The sequence below is a fragment of the Endozoicomonas montiporae CL-33 genome (assembly GCF_001583435.1).
Classification (GTDB): domain Bacteria; phylum Pseudomonadota; class Gammaproteobacteria; order Pseudomonadales; family Endozoicomonadaceae; genus Endozoicomonas_A; species Endozoicomonas_A montiporae.
Genome location: NZ_CP013251.1, coordinates 2,829,912 through 2,850,341, shown reverse-complemented (window position 1 = coordinate 2,850,341; position 20,430 = coordinate 2,829,912). Strand labels below are relative to the sequence as shown.

Below are 20,430 nucleotides of genomic sequence, written 5' to 3'. Positions count from 1 at the left end.
GTGAACGTAGTGGAACAGTGGTGATTCAAAGCAGTCGGGTGTTGGCCTAAATATCATGAAAACAAAACCCCTTCTGCAAAAGATTTGCCCGGTCTGTGGCTTGCCCTTCAGCTGGCGGAAAAAATGGGAACGATGCTGGGATGAAGTGCGCTATTGCTCCCGTCGTTGCCGCTCACAACGGAAGAAAACAGTGAATGAAGAAACACTACACTAAATTGCGGTTGATTCTGGGGGATCAGTTGAATGCAGATCATAGCTGGTATGCAGACATAGATCCGGACTGTCTGTATGTGATGGCTGAACTCAAACAGGAAACCGGCTATGTGAAGCATCATATCCAGAAGTTGTGTGGCTTCTTTCTGGCTATACAGAACTTTGCGGATTCTCTTGAAAAATCAGGTCATCAGGTGATCTATTTTACATTGGATGACACCGTTCGCTTCAGCGATTTACCAGACCTGCTTAATCACTTGTGTAAACAATACGCCGTTTCGACCTTTGAGTATCAGCGACCGGATGAGTATCGACTTTTACAGCAACTACGAGCGCTGAATTTCAGTTCGGCAGTGACGGTTAATGAGGTAGATACCGAGCACTTTTTTGTCCAATTCGATGAGCTTTATGGGTACTTTCCAGCTGGCAAACCCGGAAGGATGGAGACCTTTTATCGAAAAATGCGGCGCAAGCACAATATTCTGATGAATCAGACAGAGCCTGAGGGTGGGCAATGGAATTACGACACCAACAATCGTAACAAGCTAAAAGCCGCTGACCTGAGTGTCATTCCTGCTCCATTGCTATTTGCTAATTCTGTCCGGACAGTTCTCGACAGACTGCAAAGGCATCAGGTTGACTCTATTGGTCGTATAAATGATGAACTGCTCTGGCCGGTTAACCGACAACAGTCGTTACAGTTGTTGAGTTATTTTTGTCAGCATTGCCTGCCCGCTTTCGGTCAGTTTCAGGATGCTATGACCAGTAACAGTACTCACCAGTGGAGTCTGTACCACTCAAGATTGTCGTTTGCCCTGAACACGAAAATGCTGAGTCCTGCAGAAGTGGTCACTGAGGCAATAAACAGTTGGCAACAGCAGCCTGACAGTATTTCGCTGCCAGAAATTGAAGGTTTTGTCCGGCAAATTCTGGGTTGGCGTGAATATATTCGAGGCGTTTACTGGAGCAATATGCCGGACTATGAATCTCTTAACCACCTCAATGCCACTCGCTCACTACCTGACTGGTTCTGGACCGGAGAGACCAAAATGAATTGTCTGAGTCATGCCATTACCCAGTCACTGGATTACGCATACGCCCACCATATTCAAAGGTTGATGATCACCGGTAATTTATGCCTGTTAGCGGGTATTGATCCTGATGAAGTTGATGCCTGGTACATGGGTATTTATATTGATGCCATACAGTGGGTAGAGCTACCCAACACCCGAGGTATGAGTCAGTATGCTGATGGCGGTATGGTGGCTTCCAAACCTTATGCAGCCAGCGGCAACTATGTGCAGAAAATGAGTGATTACTGCTCAGACTGTCATTACCAGGTAAAAGAGAAAGACACGGATCTTGCTTGCCCTTTGAACAGTCTTTACTGGCATTTTATGGAACGAAATCGTGCAGTTGTTAAAAGCAATCCGCGTACGGCTCTGGTTTATAAAGGGTGGGACAAACGGGATGAAAGCTTTCGCCAAGCTGTTTTGATGCGGGCAGAATGGTGCCTTGATCATATTGAACAGCTTTAATGAATAGCTTTAATGGAGCCTGTAATTAATTCTGTGTAAATGCTCAACCAACTTTACTGCCTGAACCGGTCTGGAAACATAATTGCAAACCGGTTCAGAGCTGATACCCAATTCCTGATGGGCATCGTCCATTTCGCAGAAGCTCTTTCCATCGCCAGATAGATCACCTTCATCACAGAGTTATCTGATGGGAAGATCTTCCGTTGCTTGATAGCTTTTCTGATCACGCTGTTTAGCGACTCTATAGCGTTCGTCGTGTAAATCGCTTTCCTGATATCATCAGGGTAGTCAAATAGGGTTATCAGGTTATCCCAGTTGTTGCGCCACACAACTGAATCTGGGCTTTTGGATAAACCGTGTTGATGGCTTCAGGAAAACCTGACAGTCCATCAACACAGGCAATAAAGATATCTTCAAGGCCACGGCTCTGAAGCTCTGTTAAAACCGAGAGCCAGAATTTGGCTCCCTCTGTTCCGGCAATCCAGAGACCGAGAAGTTCCTTTTGACCTTCTATATCAACGCCAAGAGCGACATAAACGGTTTTCCGGACAACCCGCTTATCCTGATGGACTTTAACGACGATGCCATCAAGGTAGACAATGGGGTAAAGGCTTTCCAGAGGGCGGTTCTGCCAATTCTGTACTTCCTGTTGAACAGCTTCAGTCACCCTGGATATCAGGTTGTGTGACACGTCTGCGCCATACATTTCTTCCAGGGCATCGGCTATATCGCGGGTAGTCATTCCACGGGAGTACAGAGCCAGAATCTGCTGATCCAGCTTGTTGATTCGGGTTTTACCTTTGGCAATAAGCTGTGGTGAGAATTCACCGTTGCGGTCTCTGGGGGTTTTGACCTCGACTTCACCGAAGTCGCCCTTGAGTGTTTTTTTGGAATAACCGTTGCGACTATTTCCAGAGTTTTGACCTTCAGGCGCATGCTTGGAATAGCCAAGACGATCTTCCAGTTCAGCAGCCATAACACGCTCAACAGAGAGTTTCAACAGCTGACGACTGAGTTTCGCAAGATCATCTTGAGTCTTTATTAGTCACCTAAAAGGTTAAAACCACCGGCTTTAGCCGGTCAGCTTTAGCTGTGATAGTTTGTTGGCTCACACTCGGAGTGGAAGTAAGGCAGTGGACTACAGATACTGCAGTCATACAGTATTCAAAATTCAGTATCATTTTGTGTTTGTCACCAAGTACCGTTACCAAGTTCTTGGTGGTGACATTGGCTACAGGGCAAGGGAGCTGATTAGGGAAACTTGCAAAGCTTTTGAACTTGATATTCTCAAAGGCGTAATCAGTAAAGACCATGTACATCTTTTGCTCTCTGCCCCACCAAATATGGCACCAAGTGAAATCATGAGGCGGATAAAGGGGCGAACTTCGACCAAGCTTTTTGAGAGCTTTCCTGATCTCGGAAAAAGGTATTGGGGCAGCTAATCCCGCACAACATACGCCTTAAGTCGTATTAAAACTGATTGGTCGTACAGATAATTGATGAGCGCATAAAAACTGCCTCACGCTTTTCGTGCTCCTTTTCCAGTTTGTTTACCCTGAAACCCCGGCTACGATGATCGCTATGATGTGTCGAACTGGATCTTTCTTGCAGCAGTACCGTGAATGATCGCTTGGAACATCTCCTCCCAACTCTCAATCAGCCAGGAAAGAAAGTAACGCAGAATCAATTTCCAGAGATAGGTGCGTGTTCCACGCGCCCTTAGTTTCAGGGCTTTCTGGAAGACCGGGCAACATAGTTGCTGTATTTGATCCACCAGGAAAGCCAGGAAGGTCAGGTAAGCCAGATTGGTTGCCAGGTGCTGCTCACCGTGACCATAGTTGTGTTCAAATTCGTAGCCTTGGTTCTTCAGGGTATTGAAGGTTTCATTTTCTATGTGCCAACGACATCTTCCTCCTTCGGCTGTGGGGAGTACAGTTTCTTCGGTTAACGGGATGTCGGTTATCCAGCCCCAGGTGTGCCGTTTGCCTTTCTTGTCTGTTTCGACGTAATCAAGCACATTGACGATTTCAACCGGTTCAGTCTTGTTCAGGGGAACCCCATTGGCATAACGGCACCAGTGTTTGGCACCGTTGCCGTCAGTCATCTCAAATCGTTTGACATCGCCCTTCTGATCCAGCGCATCCATAGCCTCAATCATCGAAGTGTGATTGCCATCTTTGGCAACAATGATGTAGTGCCACCCATAACTTCTTATTAGTCGAACTGTCGGGCCATCAGCGTAGAGACCGTCCAGCACAATAACCAGCTTCAATTGTGGGTGATCTCGCTTGATGTCTGAAAGGAGACGTTTGAGGGCATTTTTTTCACAGTCATTCTTGGTTGTGCCATCTTGGTGAACAATGGGCTCGGGGGCCAGAGGCAATACGGTTTCTCTGTCAGGATGGACAATGCAGGCGGCCAGCATCTGGTGATAGTAAGCTTCATTGGCCTTACCTTCATTTTTTATACAGCACTCCTGACAGCGGCACTTGCCGGAGTAGTAAAGCCCTGTCCCATCAATGGCTAACAGGTAATGATCCTTCAGGCCGACGCAAGAAAAGCGGAAGCCCTTGAGCCCTCCACCCCGCTGTACTTCATTGAACAGCAGCTTGAAAGGTTCTCTCATTGCCCCTGGATCTACAGGATCAAGGGTGGAGCGCATGTAAGTGTCACAGGGTATCCTGCCTTGAACCCGGTATAGATGCTTCAAGTTGAACTTGAGTTCTTCGGTTTCCCGCTCACGGTCAAACTCCAGCAAGGATGGGTACTTGAGGTGCATCATAGCGAAAGCCGACATCAAGGTGTCCAGCAATGAAATCTTGTCTTTACGGCGGTTTGGGCGGTGGTCTGGAATGCTGTCGAAGCTGTCGTAGATCATCTGGATCATGCTGTCGAGGCACAGATGCTTTCGTGGTTTATGATCAGGCATGGCTCTGAATAACTGATTACGGTCGTCTATCCCCCAAAATTAGACGCAAAAGTCTGCGAATGCTTCAATTTTCTACGCTGCTGAATCCCTTGTGATTACTGGTTGTAATTGAAAGCGCTCCAAGCCGGGCCCCCGGCTGAACATCTATGAGTAACTTTTCTCCCAACTACTGCCTACATGCCTATGATAGAAAGGAAGACATATCCGGACCAGAGACCGTAAACACACTGGTGCCTTTTGCCCGTTTGAAAGCGTGGTCGGGGAGCTGGCGACAACATCACTGATGACGCAATATGCGATCTCGTTCGGAAGAATGCGAATCATCGACAGCCCCATATCCGGATATGCCTTCGCACGGAAGTATAGAGGGTAAACCATGTCTCGCCGCAGCAAATCCAACCGTTCCCATTCTGACAGAGTCAAAAAGCGTATTGCTGGACATCTGGAGAAAATCAATCTCTTTGCCGCCGGTATTGATATCGGGTCAGAGTCACACTTTGTTGCAGTGCCAGAAGAGTTAGATGAACAACCGGTGCGTTCATTTGGCTGTTTTACCGCAGACCTTGAAGCTATGGCTGACTGGCTCGTAAAGCTTGGCATTACCACCGTTGTGATGGAGTCAACCGGGATTTACTGGATACCTGCGTTTGAAATACTGGAATCCCGGGGGCTTGATGTAAAACTGGTCAATGCACGACATGTAAAGAATGTTGCCGGACGTAAGTCTGACGTTCTGGACTGCCAATGGCTTTTGCAGTTACATACTTACGGATTGCTCAATGGCGCGTTCCGCCCTGATGAGCAGGTTTGCTCTTTACGATCTTATAGACGACAACGTGACACTCTTGTTGGCTACCGTGCTTCCCACATCCAGCATATGCAAAAGGCACTTCGACAGATGAATCTGTTACTGGATAATGTGGTGACTGATATTACCGGAAAAACCGGTATGACTATTATCCGCGCCATACTGAATGGGCAGCGGAATCCTGTGGAGTTGGCTAAATATCGTGACAAGCACTGCAAAAAATCCGAGGAAGAAATCGCCAAATCCCTGAAGGGGCATTACCGGGATGAGCATGTATTTGCTCTGCGGCAAGCTGTTGAACTTTACGATACTTATGATGAAAAAATCAGGGCTTGTGACAAAGCTCTGGAACAGAAGATCAACACATTTGACAGCAAAGATGATAAAGACTCCCAGAAATCTTCTACGCCAGATAAGCTTTCAAAAAAACGGAAGTCCCGTTGCGCTCCAGACTTTGATGTGCGTTCAGAGCTCAACCGGGTGAGTGGTGTCGATCTGACTGATATCGATGGCATTGATGAAAATACGGCTCTGAAGATTGTTTCAGAAATCGGTCTGGATATGAGTCGATGGCCTTCCGCTAAACATTTTGCCTCCTGGTTAGGGCTCTGTCCCGGAACCAAAATATCCGGTGGTAAAGTTCTGAACCGGAAAACCAAGCGTTTGCCAGGCGCAGCCGCAACAGCATTCAGGTTGGCGGCTTATTCACTGACCAGATCAAAAAGTGCTTTGGGTGCTTATTACCGAAGAATGCGAAGCAAGCTTGGTGCTCCAAAGGCGATTACGGCAACAGCGCATAAGCTGGCAAGGCTGGTTTACAGTATGCTCAAGCATGGGAGCCAGTATGTAGATGAAGGTCAGGAATACTTTGAGCAGCGTTACAGAGAAAGAGTTTTAAAAACCCTGAAGCAGAAGGCTAAAGATATGGGCTTCACATTAACGCCGGTTGAAACCGCCGTCGGTTAGGGTTGTTTTAGCAACCGGCGAGCTCATGGGGAGTTACTCAGAAGACAGTGATGATAAGGTCTGGTCAGCCCAACTGCTGTACAAGATTGATTCCAATGCTGTTGTCTATGCCAGATACCGTGATGTAAAAATGGGTGAAGGCCGATTCCAGTGCGGTGAAACCACCAGTAAGGATCTTCGCGGTAAGTCTGACAGCTTTAAAGAAGCCTCCATCGGTATCGAATACTGGTTCTAATCTCCCCGTCAATCCTTGCTAAATGCGGCCGCCGGTTTATCCGGCGGTTTTTGCATGGTGCGCCGAGCATTTTGCACAGCTTGGGGGGAAAGTCCCCTGCCCAGCCAGATGAGGGCGAAGGGCTAGCTAATGAATAGTCTAAAAATAACTTCCGCATTTCCGCCATTCCCACGAAGGTGGGAATCCACCACGAACATTGAATCCCCGCCTTCGCGGGGATGACCAACTGAACGGAAAATGGGGAAGTTATTTTCAGACAAATCCTTAGTTGGTCTAAGCTCCCGAGGCTTACCTTGCTTGCCGCCGCGTAGCAACTTGAAATCCTTTGGGTATAAACACCCCAGATACAAGCCCTTCACCAGACTGTTTACTGATTTTCCTGCATAGCTTATAAAAAGCGGTTTCATAAATCATATTCATACTATTTAGCTTAAAAATAAACACTATACTCAGCGCACTTTTCTCAAGTGTTATGGGTCCTGTATTTATGTTTAATCAGGCAGTAGCTGGCAAGATAGCTTCTTAAGGTTGATTTTCTAATAATTCAGCACTGCATTTGCACCTCTATTATTTCATGCCTCTCTGGGTAGTTGCATAATAAGTAGTTGCATAAATTTATGGGTTCTTAACCTTGACCTGACCGAAGTCACTGTCGAGGAGCTTAAGCATGAAACGATTTATAAGAGTTTTACCTGTCCTGTTGTTGTTAGCAGCTATACAGATTGAGACTTCTTACGCATCAGGTCCAACCTATAAAAAGCTGTCAGATTCTATTGGGAATCAAATAACACCCAAACGGGTTCTTATCGGGCTTGCCGGACTTGGTGCAATTGGTATTTTCTATGGTGTCGGTTACCTGACAGGATACCCAATAGGGCATTCAGCAGGAGAGAAAGATGCTAAGAAAAAGAATAAAGATACCGAAGGTTTACCCTCCGGGCATAGCTCTGTTCAGAACCATGCGAATGAACTGACAGCGACTACTCCGTTGGTACCTGAGCATTACCAGCAGTCCATCATCCAGCAATACAAGCTGGTTCCTTTTGATGTCAGTGAGGACAACTATGCTGACGCAAAGAAAAAGCCAGGATATTTGTGGGCACGGGCGACTTTTCTCGATGCTCATCCCCTGCACCTTGATCAAGACGACATCCAGCCAGCACTGTTTCCATTGAACAGTGGTTTTGATCCGGCTTATCCCTATGGGTATGCAACGCAACTCTGTACTTCTTCACTACCTGCTCCTTTTGCTAAAACGTTACGCTGCAATGATGAGCAGCTAACCGGATTCTGTCGTATCAAGTTCCTTCTGAATGGCGAGTCCAGATCGCTGGTGGGCATGCTGGCTAACACACCGGATGCTTACAGTGGGTGTCTGTTATCAAGCCGGAAATTAGATGAATTTCTGGAGTCGCTGGGGGCAGAAACTCTGGTTCCAAGGGACATACTGGTCACTGATCGACAGTATTACCAGATTAATGTCTCTACTAAAAAGGTGTCCTATGAATTTCAGAAGCAGTCCGGACGTTCTGTCTCCTTTGCATCTACGGTGCTGCTGTCTGGCAGTCTGCGTCACGAAACCTTATGCAGGGATAATGGTAGCCCCGGGACCCAATGGTATACGGAAGGTGCTGATGATGGAGCTTATGGATGCGCAGGCTTAACGTCCGATGCTGAGCCGCTCGGCGATATTTCCTATTTTGTGCCTGTCCGACTGAAATCCAGTGCCGCCAGACAATCTGCTGTAACCTGGCAGGAAGTGCCATCAAAGAAGCAGGAAGGATCTGTTAACGAAGAAGTTCAGGAATACTTCTGTTCCCCCAGAAAACCGTTCAAAGAATTTATTCTCGGTTCGCTGGGAGGGCAGGGAGTACATAAGTATTGTCGGTACATCGGTACTGAAGGAAAAAGCGGCTTTGTCGCTACCAATCAGGATGGCAGTATTGCGTCTGATTATCTGACCCCTCATCTTGATGAAAGCATCGGCTGGGAGGCTTTTGCTGGCAATCTGCCAGAAAAAGCCGTTGTTGCTGGTTTCAGTTTCTCAAGTCCCAACAAAGTCAGCACGGAACCGGTCTATTTTTGCCGTTTTACGAATAACGAATTCAGTACCTACGGCAAATATTTTGAAAAGGGCAAAGTCTGCAAAGTTTCATTTGCAACGCCAAGCGGAGATTCGCATGCACTTGTCGATTCAACAAACTTTGAGATTTTAGTCACGCAATAACTGGCTTTGCCAAAAGGAGGTTGCAGAAGTGATCGCAATCTCTGTTGCTTATCAATGACTGGCCTGAATCAGGCCGGTTCCTTTGGCAGGCTTCTCAGGAGTTTAAGAATGAAACGATTGCATAAGTCTTTTTCAGCACTGGTTCTGTCAGTTGCTCTGGTATCAAGCGTACCCAGCCATACTGCCAATGCTGTTTCTCTTAGTGAGAAGCAAAAAGTACCATTATTGGTAATGACGGTTGGGTTTGCGGGTTTTGTTATGGGGAATATTCTCGGTGTTGGTCTGGTGGCCAGATACTATCAATATATATATTCGAAAAACGAAACCACCCATGAACCTGTCACTGGACAGGCACAGGCGACGATGGCATCAACCCAATCGACTATTTTGCCGACTTTGCCAACTCTGGATGATGACCAGTATCAAGAAAAACTCATAAAAGATTTTCAGCTGATTTCGTTTGAACTCAGTGAAGATAATTATGCCGACACGGAGAATGGCAAGCACACACTCCAGTATCTATGGGCGAGAGGCACTTTGTTCGAAAACAAGCGCCCCTACCACTTATTTAATAACACCATCCAACCGGCGCTGTTTCCAGTTCCAGTGACTACAGGGGATTACAAGTCTCCCTATGGCTATCTTGCTGACGGTAAAACGTGTGAATCGGAACTTCCCGACCCTTACGCAAAGGCATTACGTTGCAATGATGAACAACTAACCGGTTATTGCCGTATCAAGTACCGGTTGGGGAGTGAGGCAAACACCCTGATTGGTATGTTGGCGAATACGTCGGATCATGTCAGAGGCTGCCTGTTGCCAGATCGTCAAGCAGACTACTACCTGGAGGGTAAAGCAGACAAGGGCAAGGTTCCACGAGGCATTCTGGTCACCAAACCGGAGTATTTTCAGGTTAATGTCATGAACGGGAAAATATCCTACATATTAAAGGATAAGCTTAATCGTCACAGGAGCATGTTTGCATCGTCGTCTTTATTTCCAGATTCAGGGAAGCGAAGCCATGAGATTTTGTGTAAATTCAAGTCAGGTGTCCCCGGAATTGAATGGCGCACTGATAATGGTCAGGTTCATGGTCAGGGCTGCATCGGCTTAACGACCAGCTGGGATATTGCCGAGCCTTCTTCCTACTATGTTCCATACCATGGAAGAGTCAGGGGCAGTAAATCGGCTGTGGACTGGGGAGAGACAGCAATAACGCAGTCTGATTCTGTTAATCAGAAGGTTCAAGACTCATTTTGTTCACCGAGAAAGCCCTTCAAGGAATTTCTGCTGGGTTCTCAGGGGGGACGGCATGGAGCCCAACCATTTTGTCGTTACCCTAGTACAGAAAACAAGAGTAGCTTTGTTGCTAAAAAGCCGGATGGTTCCGTAGCATCAGATTTTCTGGTACCCAATATCAAAGCCTCTATTTATTGGGAAAAATTTAATGGCATTCTACCTGATAAAGCTGTGGTGGCCGGTTTAATGTATGTCAGTTCAAACACGATCAAGCAAGAGCCCGTTTATTTTTGCCGCTTTGAGAGTGATGAACATGGCTATCCCTACATCTATGGGCAACACTTCTCTGGCACAGACACTTGCCATAGCCCCCTTGCTACACCCTGTGATCAGTCGTATGCCATTGTATCTGCAAAGGCGTTTGATATTCTGGCTGAACAATAAATTACGGCTTCCCTGCTTCTGACCACCAGACACTGAGATCAAGCGCATAGGGCGGGGTGTTTTCAGGGTGCTTCAGATAATGCCTGTGTACCATGGGCCAGTCTGGCTGGTACCACAACGGCAGGCTGTAATGTTCCCACAACAGTATTCTGTCCAGTGCATGCACCAGAGACAATAACTCTTTCCGGCTGGTGGCGGTCGGAATACGATTAACAATATTATCCACTGCCGGATTCTTGATGCCCGCAAGGTTGTTTGTGCCATGCAGGTCGGCGACGTTCGAACCAAAGTGATCTTTTTGTTCGGTACCAGGAGAAGGAGTGTGACGGTAAACATTGGTGACAATGTCAAAATCCAGAGATCGTATCCTTTCTATGTACTGAGCCCTGTCTACTGTGCGTATGTATAGCTCTATCCCCAGAGCCTTCAAACCCTGACGAAAACCAAGGGTGTAACGTTCGTTTTCAGGGTTCGTCAGCAGCAGTGTCAGTGTTAATGGTTCACCTTTGTCGTTCACCTGCTGGTTGTCTTTCACCTGCCAGCCCGCTTCTTTCAGCAGAGCCAGTGATTTGGCTCGCTGGTGTCTGGCATTTTTCTGAGTACTGCCAGGAGCGGTATAGGTTTGGCTAAACACTGCCTTTGGCAGCTGCTTGCGCCAGGGTTCAAGCCATTTCAGCTCCTGCGGTGAAGGGAGACCCGAAGCCGCCAGATCAGTGCCGGAAAAGTAGCTGTCAGCCCGGCGCAGCATTCCATGGAAATAGTTTTTATTCAGCCAGTCATAATCAAAGGCATAACTGATGGCTTCACGTACCCTGCGATCTTTAAGGAAAGCGTGGCGCGTATTGTAAGTGAGCATCACCGTTTGCGGGTTGCTGTTAGGCAGGGTTTCCCTGACCAGTTTGGTTTTTTTCAGCAGTTTCTCGCTGTTTTTATCGATAAACAGCATTTGCCAGTACTTCGGGTCGGACACCATCGACCAGTCGTATTCACCTGCCAGCAAACCCTGCAAGGAGATGCTGGTATCGAGATAATAGGTGTAGAAAAGACGGTCAAAGTTGAATCGCCCTTTACACACCGGCAGATCTTTTGCCCAGTAGTCAGGGTCGCGTTGCCAGGTAATACTGCGGCTTGGTTTTATTTCTAATGCTTTGTAAGGGCCGCTGCTCACCGGAATGGACAGGCCGGGGGAGGTAAAATCCCGGTCTTGCCAATAATGCTTGGGGAAGATGGGCATCTGCCCAAGGTTAGTCACCAGCTCACGGTTATTGCTGTGTTTGAATGTGAATAGCGCTCTGTCAGGTGCAGTGACTGTCACTTCTTCAACATCGATATAAAAATTGCGATAAAAGGTCGAGCCTTTCTCCCTGAGAATGTCAAAGGAAAATTTGATGTCTTCAGCGGTGACTGGCTTGCCGTCGTTGAACCGTGCTTTTGGATTGACATGAAAAGCCACCCATTGATTGTTCGGGTCTACTTCTATTTTTTCAGCAATCAGACCATATTTCGTTAGTGGTTCATCCCAGGAGCGAGCCAGCAGGGTATCGTACTGATAGCTTGCTCCGGCTGCTGCTATACCGCGATTGATGTAAGGATTCAGGCTGTCAAACTGACCGAGTGCCGATTGCCGCAGTTCGCCACCTTTGGGGGCATCAGGGTTAACATAATTAAAGTGTTTAAAGTCTTCCGGATAGGCTGGCTTGCCAAACAGGCTGACAGCGTGTTGCAAAGGTGCTCGTGTGCCTTTTTGTGCTGCTTGTCTGTTTTTTTGCTCTGGCAGTGGGGCTGCAACGGCGGATTTGCCTAATGTGCCCAGTGTCAGCAGAAGTACTGCTGCTAATGATATAGAACGTTTATTCATCGTCGGCCTTTTCCCACCATGCACTAAAGTCAAGAAATCCGTTGAGCGCTGTTCCAGAGGGATAGCCTAGTCTACTTCTGTGCGCCACGCGCCAGTGATCGGCCTGTATCTGGGGAATAATGTAATAATTCCACAGCAGTGTGCGATCCAGTGCCCGGGTGGCCGTCACCAGCTGCTCCATACTCTCTGCATTGCGAACCTGTTCCAGCATGGCATCCACCACGGGGTTACTGACGTTGGCAACATTCTGTGAACCCTGTTCATTGGCGTATTGACTGTGCCAGTAATGTTGAAGCTCATTACCCGGTGTTGTGCCGTGGCTGATAGTCCGCAGCAGCATGTCATAGTCTTTGTTGCGGATACGCTGGATATACTGGGCGATATCAACGGTTTTTATCTGCATCCGGATGCCCAGCTGCTCCAGATTTTTCTGAAACGGTAATACAATTCTTTCTTGCTCAGGCGTGGTCAGAAGTAGCTCAAAGCTCAGGGGCTGTCCTGTTTTTTGGTTGATCCGTTGCCGGTTTTTAATCGTCCATCCGGCTTCGTGAAGCAGTGCGTGTGCCCGTTGTATCTGGGGGCGAATGTTTCCGTCGCCGGAGGTCTGAACCGGTTGCCATGCTTTCGAAAACAGTTCATGGGGCAGACTGCTTCGGAAAGGTTGTAAAAGCTTTAATTCATTGCTGTCAGGTGGAGCGTGCTGACCAAACTCGGAATTGGCAAACAGGCTGTGCGGTTGCTGGTAGTTGTTGTACATCAGAGTCCGGTTCGTCCACTGGAAGTCATAGCCCTGACTGACGGCTTCCCGAACACGGCGATCTTTAAAGACATTACTTGAGGTATTAAAGACAAAAGCCTGAATTTGATTGGTTTTTCTGGGAAGAAGCGTTTGAATGATTTGTCCGGACTCAACGGCTTTACCGGTGTAACCATGACTCCAGTTTTTAGCAATGGTTTCCAAACGGATGTCATACTCGCCTGCAAGAAACGCCTGCAGAGACACGGTGGCATTGCGGAAATAGTCGTACTGGATTGTTTTGAAATTGTTATGCCCGACGTTAACAGGGTGGTGTTTTGCCCAGTACTGCTCAACCTGTTGCAAGACAATGCGCCGTCCCGGTTCAAACGCTTTTATGGTGTAGGCTCCGGAGCCTAGCGGAAGAGTGAGATCGGCGCGGCTGAAGTCGTAACGCTCATGATCATGAGACGGAAGGACGGGCAGTTGGGCAATCTGGAACGGCAGTAGGTGGTTTTCGTCGCTGTCAGGGTTCAGGTAAAAGACAACCTGACGTGGGGCTTCGACCTTAACCGATTCCACGTTAGCCAGTGCAGCGCGGTATATGGGTGCGTCCTTGCGACTGAACTGTTCGTAGGTAAAACGGACATCTTCTGCTGTGATGGGTTTGCCATCGGCAAAGCGGGCTTTGGGATTCAGGTAAAAGCGAATCCAGCGATGGTTGACCGGATACTCCACGGTTTCTGCGATCAAACCATACAGGGTGTAAGGTTCGTCTTTGCTGCGCACCATTAGACTGTCGTAAAGGTGTCCGCTGATGGCGGCGGGCAGACCTTTGGTGGTAAAGGCATTGAAGGTGTCGAAAGTGCCTTGTGCACCGAGTCTTAGCGTGTTGCTGGCAGGTGCTTTAGGATTGACATAGCTGAAGTGGCTGAAACCTTCGAGGTAAGCGGGTTGACCGAAGAGTGCCAGAGCATGGCTTCTTGTCATCTGTTCTTTTTCAGCAACGGGCTCCTGGTTCGTTCCGGCCTGAATCGTCTGGCTACCCATTATGGCCATTAACCAGACTGCCAGCATTTCCTGAAGAAGCTTGTGCCGGTATTGATGGACAGCGACCCCCATGGTTTATTTCCTTGCTTTCAAAGAGTCCGGGTCATACCACCAGCCGCTGAGGCGAAAACCATACTGGTTTGTACCGGCAGGGGGCACCATATGTTTCCAGTAGGCTATGCGGATAACGCTGCTGTGCCAGTTGGGTATGGTGTAATGCTGCCAGAGCAGAACCCGATCCAGAGCACTGATGTGTGCCCGGATCTGGTCTGTATCATCGCTGGTGGCGATGGTGTCTATCAGTGTATCGACAGCGGGGTCCTTTATGCCACCCAGATTATGGCTGCCGTCGCGATCCGCGCTTTCCGAGTGAAAAAAGTCGTACAGTCGTTCGTCGGGAAAAGGCATCAGTGGTACCGAGGTCTGGATCATATCGAACTGGCGTTGCTTAATCCGTCGCTGGTACTGGCTCATATCAATGCCTTTGAACTCCATCTGTATACCGACGGTGGCAAGGTTACGGGCAAAGGGCATGATAAAGCGTTCAATAACTTTGGAATAATGCAAGAATTCAAATCGGAACGGCTCTCCCTGCTGGTTAACAAGCTGCCCGTTTCGGTATTGCCAGCCAGCCTGTTTAAGCAGCCTCAGCGCCATTCTTCGTTCACGTTCAATGTTGCCATTTCCTTCAGGCCCAACCAGTTTAAAAGGCTGGTTAAACAATGCCTTAGGCAATGTTTCTGTGAATGGTTCCAGTATCTTTTTTTCCTGATTTGTGATGTCTTTTTCAGCGAGTGAACCGGACACAGGGAAGAAACTGAGGTTTCGGGCATAGGCTCCATGAAACAGAACATTATTGGTCCATTGCCAGTCAAACAACATGCTGATGGCTTGTCGTGTACGACGGTCTTTGAACAGCGGATTTCGCTGGTTAAACAGGTAGAATAGCCGTTTGCCGGGTATGGAACAGGGTACTTCCTGCTTAATAATGTCACCGGCCTTAACGGCAGGAAGGTCGTAGCCTTTTGCCCAGTTCTTGGCCTCTGCTTCGATAAAGGCATCGGCATCACCCGAACGAAATGACTCAAAGGCGATTCGCCGGTCACGGTAGAAGTTAAGCGTTATCCTGTCGAAATTATAAAAGCCCCGATTGACGGGCAAGTTCTTCCCCCAGTAATCCTTTACCCGCTCAAACATGACCGATGTACCGGGTTTTACTTTAGTGGTCCGGTAGGGACCACTGAGTAATGGAGGATCCAGTGTGGTTTGTGAAAAATTGCGTTTCTGCCAGTAATGTTTGGGCAGAACGGGCAGTTCAGCCACATGCAAAGGAAGGGTTCTTGAGACCGGGGGTTTTAACCGGTAGCGAATATGGTGGGTTCCCGGTGCTTCAATACTGTCTATCTGTTCCAGCAGCATCTTATAGTGTGGGGCGCCATGGGCTTTTAACAGCTCGAAGGTGAACAGGACATCCTCGCTGGTGATCGGGTGCTGGTCATGAAAACGGGCTTCAGGGCGCAGTTTGAATTCAAGAATCTGCCTGTCTGCAGACAGAGATACGGCAGAGGCAATCAACCCATACAGGGTACCCACTTCTTCCTGGGCTGGCGCATAGACGTCCATGCCGATCATAAGCGGTTCATTCAAACCCATGACACCGTATCGATAGACATTAGGGGCAGCAGCAGGGGCTGAGCCTTTCAGAATATAGGGGTTCAGGCTGTCAAAACTGCCATGAATAGAGAAGCTGACTTGTCCGCCTTTGGGTGCTTCAGGGTTGACGGTGTTGAAATGGCTAAAGCCTGCCGGATAGACTGGTTGGTCGCCAATACTCAGGGCATGCTGCCATTGCGGTTCGTTATTTCCGTTAACTGCCTGAGCCCGGATAAACGGCGAAATCAGAATCAGCAGAATCAGCAGAATTTTATTGTTGTGTGACTTGTTATACAGGTATGACAAGGAGATATCCACAGAACCAGTAAAGTCATAGTTATAGCACTGATTCTGCGAATATAGGCTTACGAATTAATCATAAGCGCGGGTCACGTCTACATACAGAGTAAGAAGCTGTCCGGGGTGGATGTATTTGCTGTCAAAATTGTTCCAGTTTTCAATCTGGGCAACGCGCACGTTAAAGCGGTTGGCAATGCGTGACAGGGAATCACCGGAACGAACGGTATAGTTGACCCGGCGAATGATACTGTCACTGTTGCCTGAACCTTTGCTCCAGACAGCCAGTTTCTGGCCTACCCGCAACGTGTCCCGTGGTGCCATATTATTCCAGCGTGCCAGTTCATTGATGCCGACATTGAACTGACGGGAAATGGTCCAGAAACTGTCACCGGACTTAACGGTGTAATTCACCTTGTAACGGCCTGACACATTGCTGTTTTGCTGGGCTTTACGACGTTGACTGGCGGTCAGGGTGTAGTTTTCCTTGCCGTTGGCAGGAACCGGGATCAGCAGGCTTTGACCGATCCGGATCATATCGCCGTCCATTTTGTTCACTTCCCGGATCAACTGGCTGCGGGTATCGTAACGTCGGGCAATGGTGCTGAGGCTGTCCCCGGATTGAACCGTGTAACGCTTCCAGCGCAGGCGATCTTCTACAGGCAACTTTGCCAGTTTTGTATTGAAAGCTTCGGCCTTTGCCACTGGCACCAACAACTGGTGAGGCCCTTCCGGCGGAGTAGACCAGCGATTCAGCCCCGGGTTCAGGCGGTACAGTTCATTCAGTGAAATGCCGGACAGCTCCGCCGCTTTGGCCATATCCAGCTGCCCGCCGGTTTTCACTTTGGCGAAATAGGGCTTGTTCGGAACAGCTTTCAGGCTGATACCGTATTTTTCCGGATCACGAACGATTTTGCCCAGTGCAATCAGTTTGGGCACATAGGCGGTGGTTTCTCTGGGTAATCCAAGATCCCAGAATGTAGTGGGTTTGCCTTCGCTGCGGTTACGGTTAATGGCTCGCTGAACACGACCCGGTCCGGAGTTAAAGGCTGCCAGTGCCAGCTCCCAGTCACCAAAAGCATTGTGCAGACGCACCATGTAGTCCAGGGCCGCGCGGGTGGCAGCCACTACATCACGACGACCGTCGTACCACCAGTTCTGGTCAAGGCCATAGTCGCTGCCGGTGGCTGGCATGAACTGCCACAGCCCGGAAGCGCCTGCATGGGAATAGGCAAACGGGTCGTAAGCACTTTCCACCACGGGCATCAGCGCCAGTTCCAGTGGAACGCCACGTTCCTCGGCTTCTTTGATAATGAAATAGAGATAGGGTGCTGAACGATCCGCTACCCGATTGAAGTAGCCCTGATTTTTGGCATACCAGCGCAGTTCGGTCATGACCCAGGGGTGATTATTGTCCAGTTGCATGCCCAGACCGCGACGAATACGTTCCCACAAATCCTGAGGGCGTTTTTCTACCACGGGCTTTGGGGCCGGCGCTTTGACTTTTTTGGCTTTGGCTGCGGGTTGGTGAACCACTTTTTTCTGTACAACCGGAGTGCTTTCGGCGTCAATTTCATTAACAGTCTGGCAGCCGGTTAATACGAGCATCATGGCAGCTGTGCCTGCCAGTTTTGCGATTGATTTTTTTTCTGACTTGGAATCTGTCGGGTTAACAGACTTTTTTTCGTTGCAGCTCGGTTGCGATAGAGACATAAATCAGGTTCTGAAATCCGGGTAGCTTGCTATTGTACCATTACTGGAATTTATCCTTCCATTCACGGATTACCCTTAGTACTTCAGGTTCGGGTATTTTCTGTTCAAAGGATTCATTTTCCAGTCTGCTTACGGCATTACGAATGACCGTATTATCGTTGGTTCTCAGGAAAGGATTAACACGTTTTTCCAGCCCGATGGAAGTAGGGATGGTGGGAATATCGTGATTCCGCAGTTGTATTACACGATGAGTGTATTCGGCAATGTCTTCATTGTCCGGTTCGACTGCCCGGGCAAACTTGAGATTACTTGCGGTGTATTCATGGGCACAAAATACCTGAGTAATATCCGGTAACTGTCTGAATTTATTCAGGGAAGCAAACATTTGTTCCGGTGTACCTTCAAACAGTCGCCCGCAACCCGCGGAAAAGAGGGTGTCGCCACAGAACAGGGTAAACTGCTGATCGTCGTAATAGGCAATATGATCCAGAGTATGTCCGGGTACGCTGAACACCTGAAAAGAATGACCCAATACATCAATACAGTCACCATCGTTCAGAGTAGTTGTCAGGTGGTTTATGGATGAGTTGGCAGGTCCATAGACTTTCAGTGCAAACTGTTGAGTTAACTGTTTCAGGCCACCCACATGATCTGCATGATGATGCGTGATTAGAACACCGGTAAGATTTAACCCCCGGGCTGCCAGTGTTTGCAGTACCGGGTCGGCATCACCCGGATCAACGACAAAGCAGTCCTTTGTGGCGCTGTGGGTCAGCAGCCAGATATAATTGTCGGAAAAGGCTTTTATCGCTTCTATTTGCAGTGATTGATCGGTCATTACAGTCTGTTGTAGCTGTGTACTTATTCAGTTTAGTGAGTGGCAGGTGACTGATTAAGTTTAAGTGAGTAGTGTCAGTAAAAACGTCGTTAATTGCCTAGTGTACCTGTGACCATGACCGGTAGCATGTAATTTTTTCTGTAATCATGTAATTTTTTGTCTGGTCAGTGACTAACGACGGGTGTGGATGCATACTGGTCAAACTGTCTGCGGGTAGAAGCGGTAGTGGGATGTTCCTCTGTATGGATAATGGATAATGGATGATGCTTGATGCTTTGGTTAAGACGTGCAGAAAAAACAAGCTTTAATGAACGGTTATTGGCACTGCATCGTTGGCTGCAAAGTGGCGAGGGAGATTATCTGCTCAAGATAGAAAGGCGACAGCTTGAGCAGGAGCTGCATTATATTTTCGGGTATCATGCCTGCCAGATGACCATTGCCCCCGGGGAGGGTTTGCTGGACTCCAGTCAGGTCAGTCATATTAACCTACTGAATCCGTCCATGGCGTTAACCCGCGTGCTGGATCAGGCCGGATGTTCAGACTGTGACAGTCTTGTGATCTCCGATCCGCTCCACTGGCCAATTACCCCCGGCAGTCTTGACCTGGTATTACTGCATCATGTAGTCGAATTTTCTGAACGCCCGCATCGTCTGCTCAGTGAAGCGGCACGAACGATCATCCCCGGCGGCAAACTGCTGATTATTGGTTTTAACCCCAAAAGCCTTGTGAATTACTGGCGCTGGGTTTCGCCAAAGCACCGGCGACTGTTTCATGGCGCGCACATGATCAGCCCGGGGCGTATGCGGGACTGGTTAACATTGTTAGGCTTTAGTATTGAAAAGATCAGCTATGGGGCTTACATGCACCCGCTGGATCGTTGCTCAAAAGGTTTGACCCGCGAGCTGGTTGAGCAACGTTGTCGGCAGTGGAAGCTTCCCATTGGCGGATTTTATTTGATGGTGGCCACTCAGGAGACACCGGGTATGACGCCGGTTCGACCATCATGGTCCGGCGTCAGGCGTGGTTTCAGCGGACGGCCTATTGCTGGCACGAGTTCCTGTATCCGGTGTCCTGTTCAATTTTCTGGAGAAAATTCTGGAGACAAAGTTTGAGTAAGCTCGTTGAGCTGTTTACTGACGGTGCCTGTAAAGGCAATCCGGGCCCTGGTGGCTGGGGTGTACTACTCCGTTATGGAAGTGCTGAGAAAGGTCTGTATGGTGGTGAAGCCAATACCACCAATAATCGTATGGAGCTGATGGCAGCCATTGTCGGGCTGGAAACCCTGACACGACCCTGTAAGGTGAGAATTACCACCGATTCGATCTATGTACGCGATGGTATTACCAAGTGGATTGATGGCTGGAAACGCAAAAACTGGAAAACAGCAGCGGGTAAACCGGTTAAGAATCAGGATTTATGGCAACGTCTTGATGAACAGAACCAGCGCCACGAGGTGGACTGGCAATGGGTCAAGGGGCATGCGGGTCATCGCGAGAATGAAATGGCTGATGAACTGGCCTGTCGCGGTGCTGAAGAAATAAAGAATCAGTCGTCAGACCATCAATGAACTGACGGTTTGAGGATTTATACCAATTCCGCTTTCTAAACATTACCATGAGCAAGTCATTCTGGATCGCGGGACAAGGCGGAACGACGAGTAATAGCGAGCTATTGCGAGGAGGTCC

At 48.5% G+C, this 20,430-nt stretch carries 15 protein-coding genes and 2 pseudogenes; 9 read left to right on the top strand and 8 right to left on the bottom strand.

The window, feature by feature from the left end; translation table 11 throughout:
- Window positions 1-55 precede the first annotated feature (55 nt).
- Together EZMO1_RS25570 and EZMO1_RS13110 are read left to right on the top strand one after the other, a co-directional pair.
- A complete protein-coding gene (locus EZMO1_RS25570; protein WP_082211586.1) occupies window positions 56-214 on the top strand; it encodes a DUF2256 domain-containing protein in 159 nt (52 codons plus the stop codon).
- Window positions 195-1,751, top strand: coding sequence for a cryptochrome/photolyase family protein (locus tag EZMO1_RS13110; protein WP_034872921.1), 1,557 nt, complete (start codon window positions 195-197; stop codon window positions 1,749-1,751). The genes EZMO1_RS25570 and EZMO1_RS13110 overlap by 20 nt, the downstream gene beginning before the upstream one ends.
- Before the next feature lie 53 nt (window positions 1,752-1,804).
- Here the strand turns inward: EZMO1_RS13110 and EZMO1_RS13105 are convergent.
- A pseudogene (locus tag EZMO1_RS13105) lies at window positions 1,805-2,793 on the bottom strand (IS256 family transposase).
- A 91-nt stretch (window positions 2,794-2,884) separates the two neighbouring features.
- Here EZMO1_RS13105 and tnpA point away from each other — a divergent pair.
- Window positions 2,885-3,187 (top strand): annotated as a pseudogene (gene tnpA / locus EZMO1_RS13100) (IS200/IS605 family transposase); the annotation flags it as partial.
- A gap of 143 nt (window positions 3,188-3,330) precedes the next feature.
- On the opposite strand, the gene EZMO1_RS13095 reads toward tnpA, so the two are convergent.
- Window positions 3,331-4,680: a transposase gene (locus EZMO1_RS13095; RefSeq protein ID WP_061509513.1), complete on the bottom strand. Its 1,350-nt coding sequence runs from the start codon at window positions 4,678-4,680 to the stop codon at window positions 3,331-3,333.
- Window positions 4,681-5,056: 376 nt separating this feature from the next.
- On the opposite strand from EZMO1_RS13095, the gene EZMO1_RS13090 reads away from it, so the two are divergent.
- Together EZMO1_RS13090 and EZMO1_RS13085 are read left to right on the top strand one after the other, a co-directional pair.
- Window positions 5,057-6,454 carry an IS110 family RNA-guided transposase gene (locus tag EZMO1_RS13090; protein ID WP_061509510.1) on the top strand — a complete coding sequence of 466 codons (1,398 nt, stop codon included), beginning with the start codon at window positions 5,057-5,059 and terminating at the stop codon, window positions 6,452-6,454.
- Window positions 6,455-6,479: 25 nt separating this feature from the next.
- Window positions 6,480-6,689, top strand: a complete 210-nt coding sequence (locus tag EZMO1_RS13085; RefSeq protein WP_034872922.1) for a hypothetical protein — start codon at window positions 6,480-6,482, stop codon at window positions 6,687-6,689.
- 122 nt (window positions 6,690-6,811) lie between these two features.
- Here EZMO1_RS13085 and EZMO1_RS13080 read toward each other — a convergent pair whose 3' ends face one another.
- Complete coding sequence (locus EZMO1_RS13080; RefSeq protein WP_034872923.1) at window positions 6,812-7,096, bottom strand: hypothetical protein; 285 nt, start codon at window positions 7,094-7,096, stop codon at window positions 6,812-6,814.
- A 260-nt stretch (window positions 7,097-7,356) separates the two neighbouring features.
- Between EZMO1_RS13080 and EZMO1_RS13075 the strand changes: the two genes are divergently transcribed.
- Entirely contained in the window at window positions 7,357-8,916 is a 1,560-nt protein-coding gene (locus tag EZMO1_RS13075) for a hypothetical protein (RefSeq protein WP_034872924.1), read from the top strand.
- 108 nt (window positions 8,917-9,024) lie between these two features.
- Complete coding sequence (locus tag EZMO1_RS13070) at window positions 9,025-10,599, top strand: hypothetical protein (RefSeq protein ID WP_034872925.1); 1,575 nt, start codon at window positions 9,025-9,027, stop codon at window positions 10,597-10,599.
- 1 nt (window position 10,600) lies between these two features.
- On the opposite strand, the gene EZMO1_RS13065 is transcribed toward EZMO1_RS13070, so the two are convergent.
- The 5 genes from EZMO1_RS13065 to gloB all read right to left on the bottom strand — a co-directional run bounded on the left by EZMO1_RS13065 (window position 10,601) and on the right by gloB (window position 18,744).
- Window positions 10,601-12,457, bottom strand: a complete 1,857-nt coding sequence (locus EZMO1_RS13065) for an extracellular solute-binding protein (RefSeq protein ID WP_051789301.1) — start codon at window positions 12,455-12,457, stop codon at window positions 10,601-10,603.
- Window positions 12,450-14,315: an extracellular solute-binding protein gene (locus EZMO1_RS13060; RefSeq protein ID WP_082211588.1), complete on the bottom strand. Its 1,866-nt coding sequence runs from the start codon at window positions 14,313-14,315 to the stop codon at window positions 12,450-12,452. Before EZMO1_RS13060 ends, EZMO1_RS13065 begins: the two co-directional genes overlap by 8 nt.
- A gap of 3 nt (window positions 14,316-14,318) precedes the next feature.
- Complete coding sequence (locus tag EZMO1_RS13055; protein ID WP_145912589.1) at window positions 14,319-16,202, bottom strand: extracellular solute-binding protein; 1,884 nt, start codon at window positions 16,200-16,202, stop codon at window positions 14,319-14,321.
- A gap of 66 nt (window positions 16,203-16,268) precedes the next feature.
- The gene (locus EZMO1_RS13050) at window positions 16,269-17,906 is read right to left on the bottom strand and encodes a lytic transglycosylase (RefSeq protein WP_082211590.1); all 1,638 of its coding nucleotides are present in this window, start codon (window positions 17,904-17,906) and stop codon (window positions 16,269-16,271) included.
- A gap of 40 nt (window positions 17,907-17,946) precedes the next feature.
- Window positions 17,947-18,744, bottom strand: coding sequence for a hydroxyacylglutathione hydrolase (gene gloB, locus EZMO1_RS13045; protein ID WP_034872926.1), 798 nt, complete (start codon window positions 18,742-18,744; stop codon window positions 17,947-17,949).
- Between the two features lie 270 nt (window positions 18,745-19,014).
- On the opposite strand from gloB, the gene EZMO1_RS13040 reads away from it, so the two are divergent.
- Entirely contained in the window at window positions 19,015-19,857 is an 843-nt protein-coding gene (locus EZMO1_RS13040; RefSeq protein WP_034872927.1) for a class I SAM-dependent methyltransferase, read from the top strand.
- Window positions 19,854-20,312, top strand: coding sequence for a ribonuclease HI (rnhA, locus tag EZMO1_RS13035; protein WP_034872928.1), 459 nt, complete (start codon window positions 19,854-19,856; stop codon window positions 20,310-20,312). Before EZMO1_RS13040 ends, rnhA begins: the two co-directional genes overlap by 4 nt.
- Window positions 20,313-20,430: the final 118 nt, after the last annotated feature.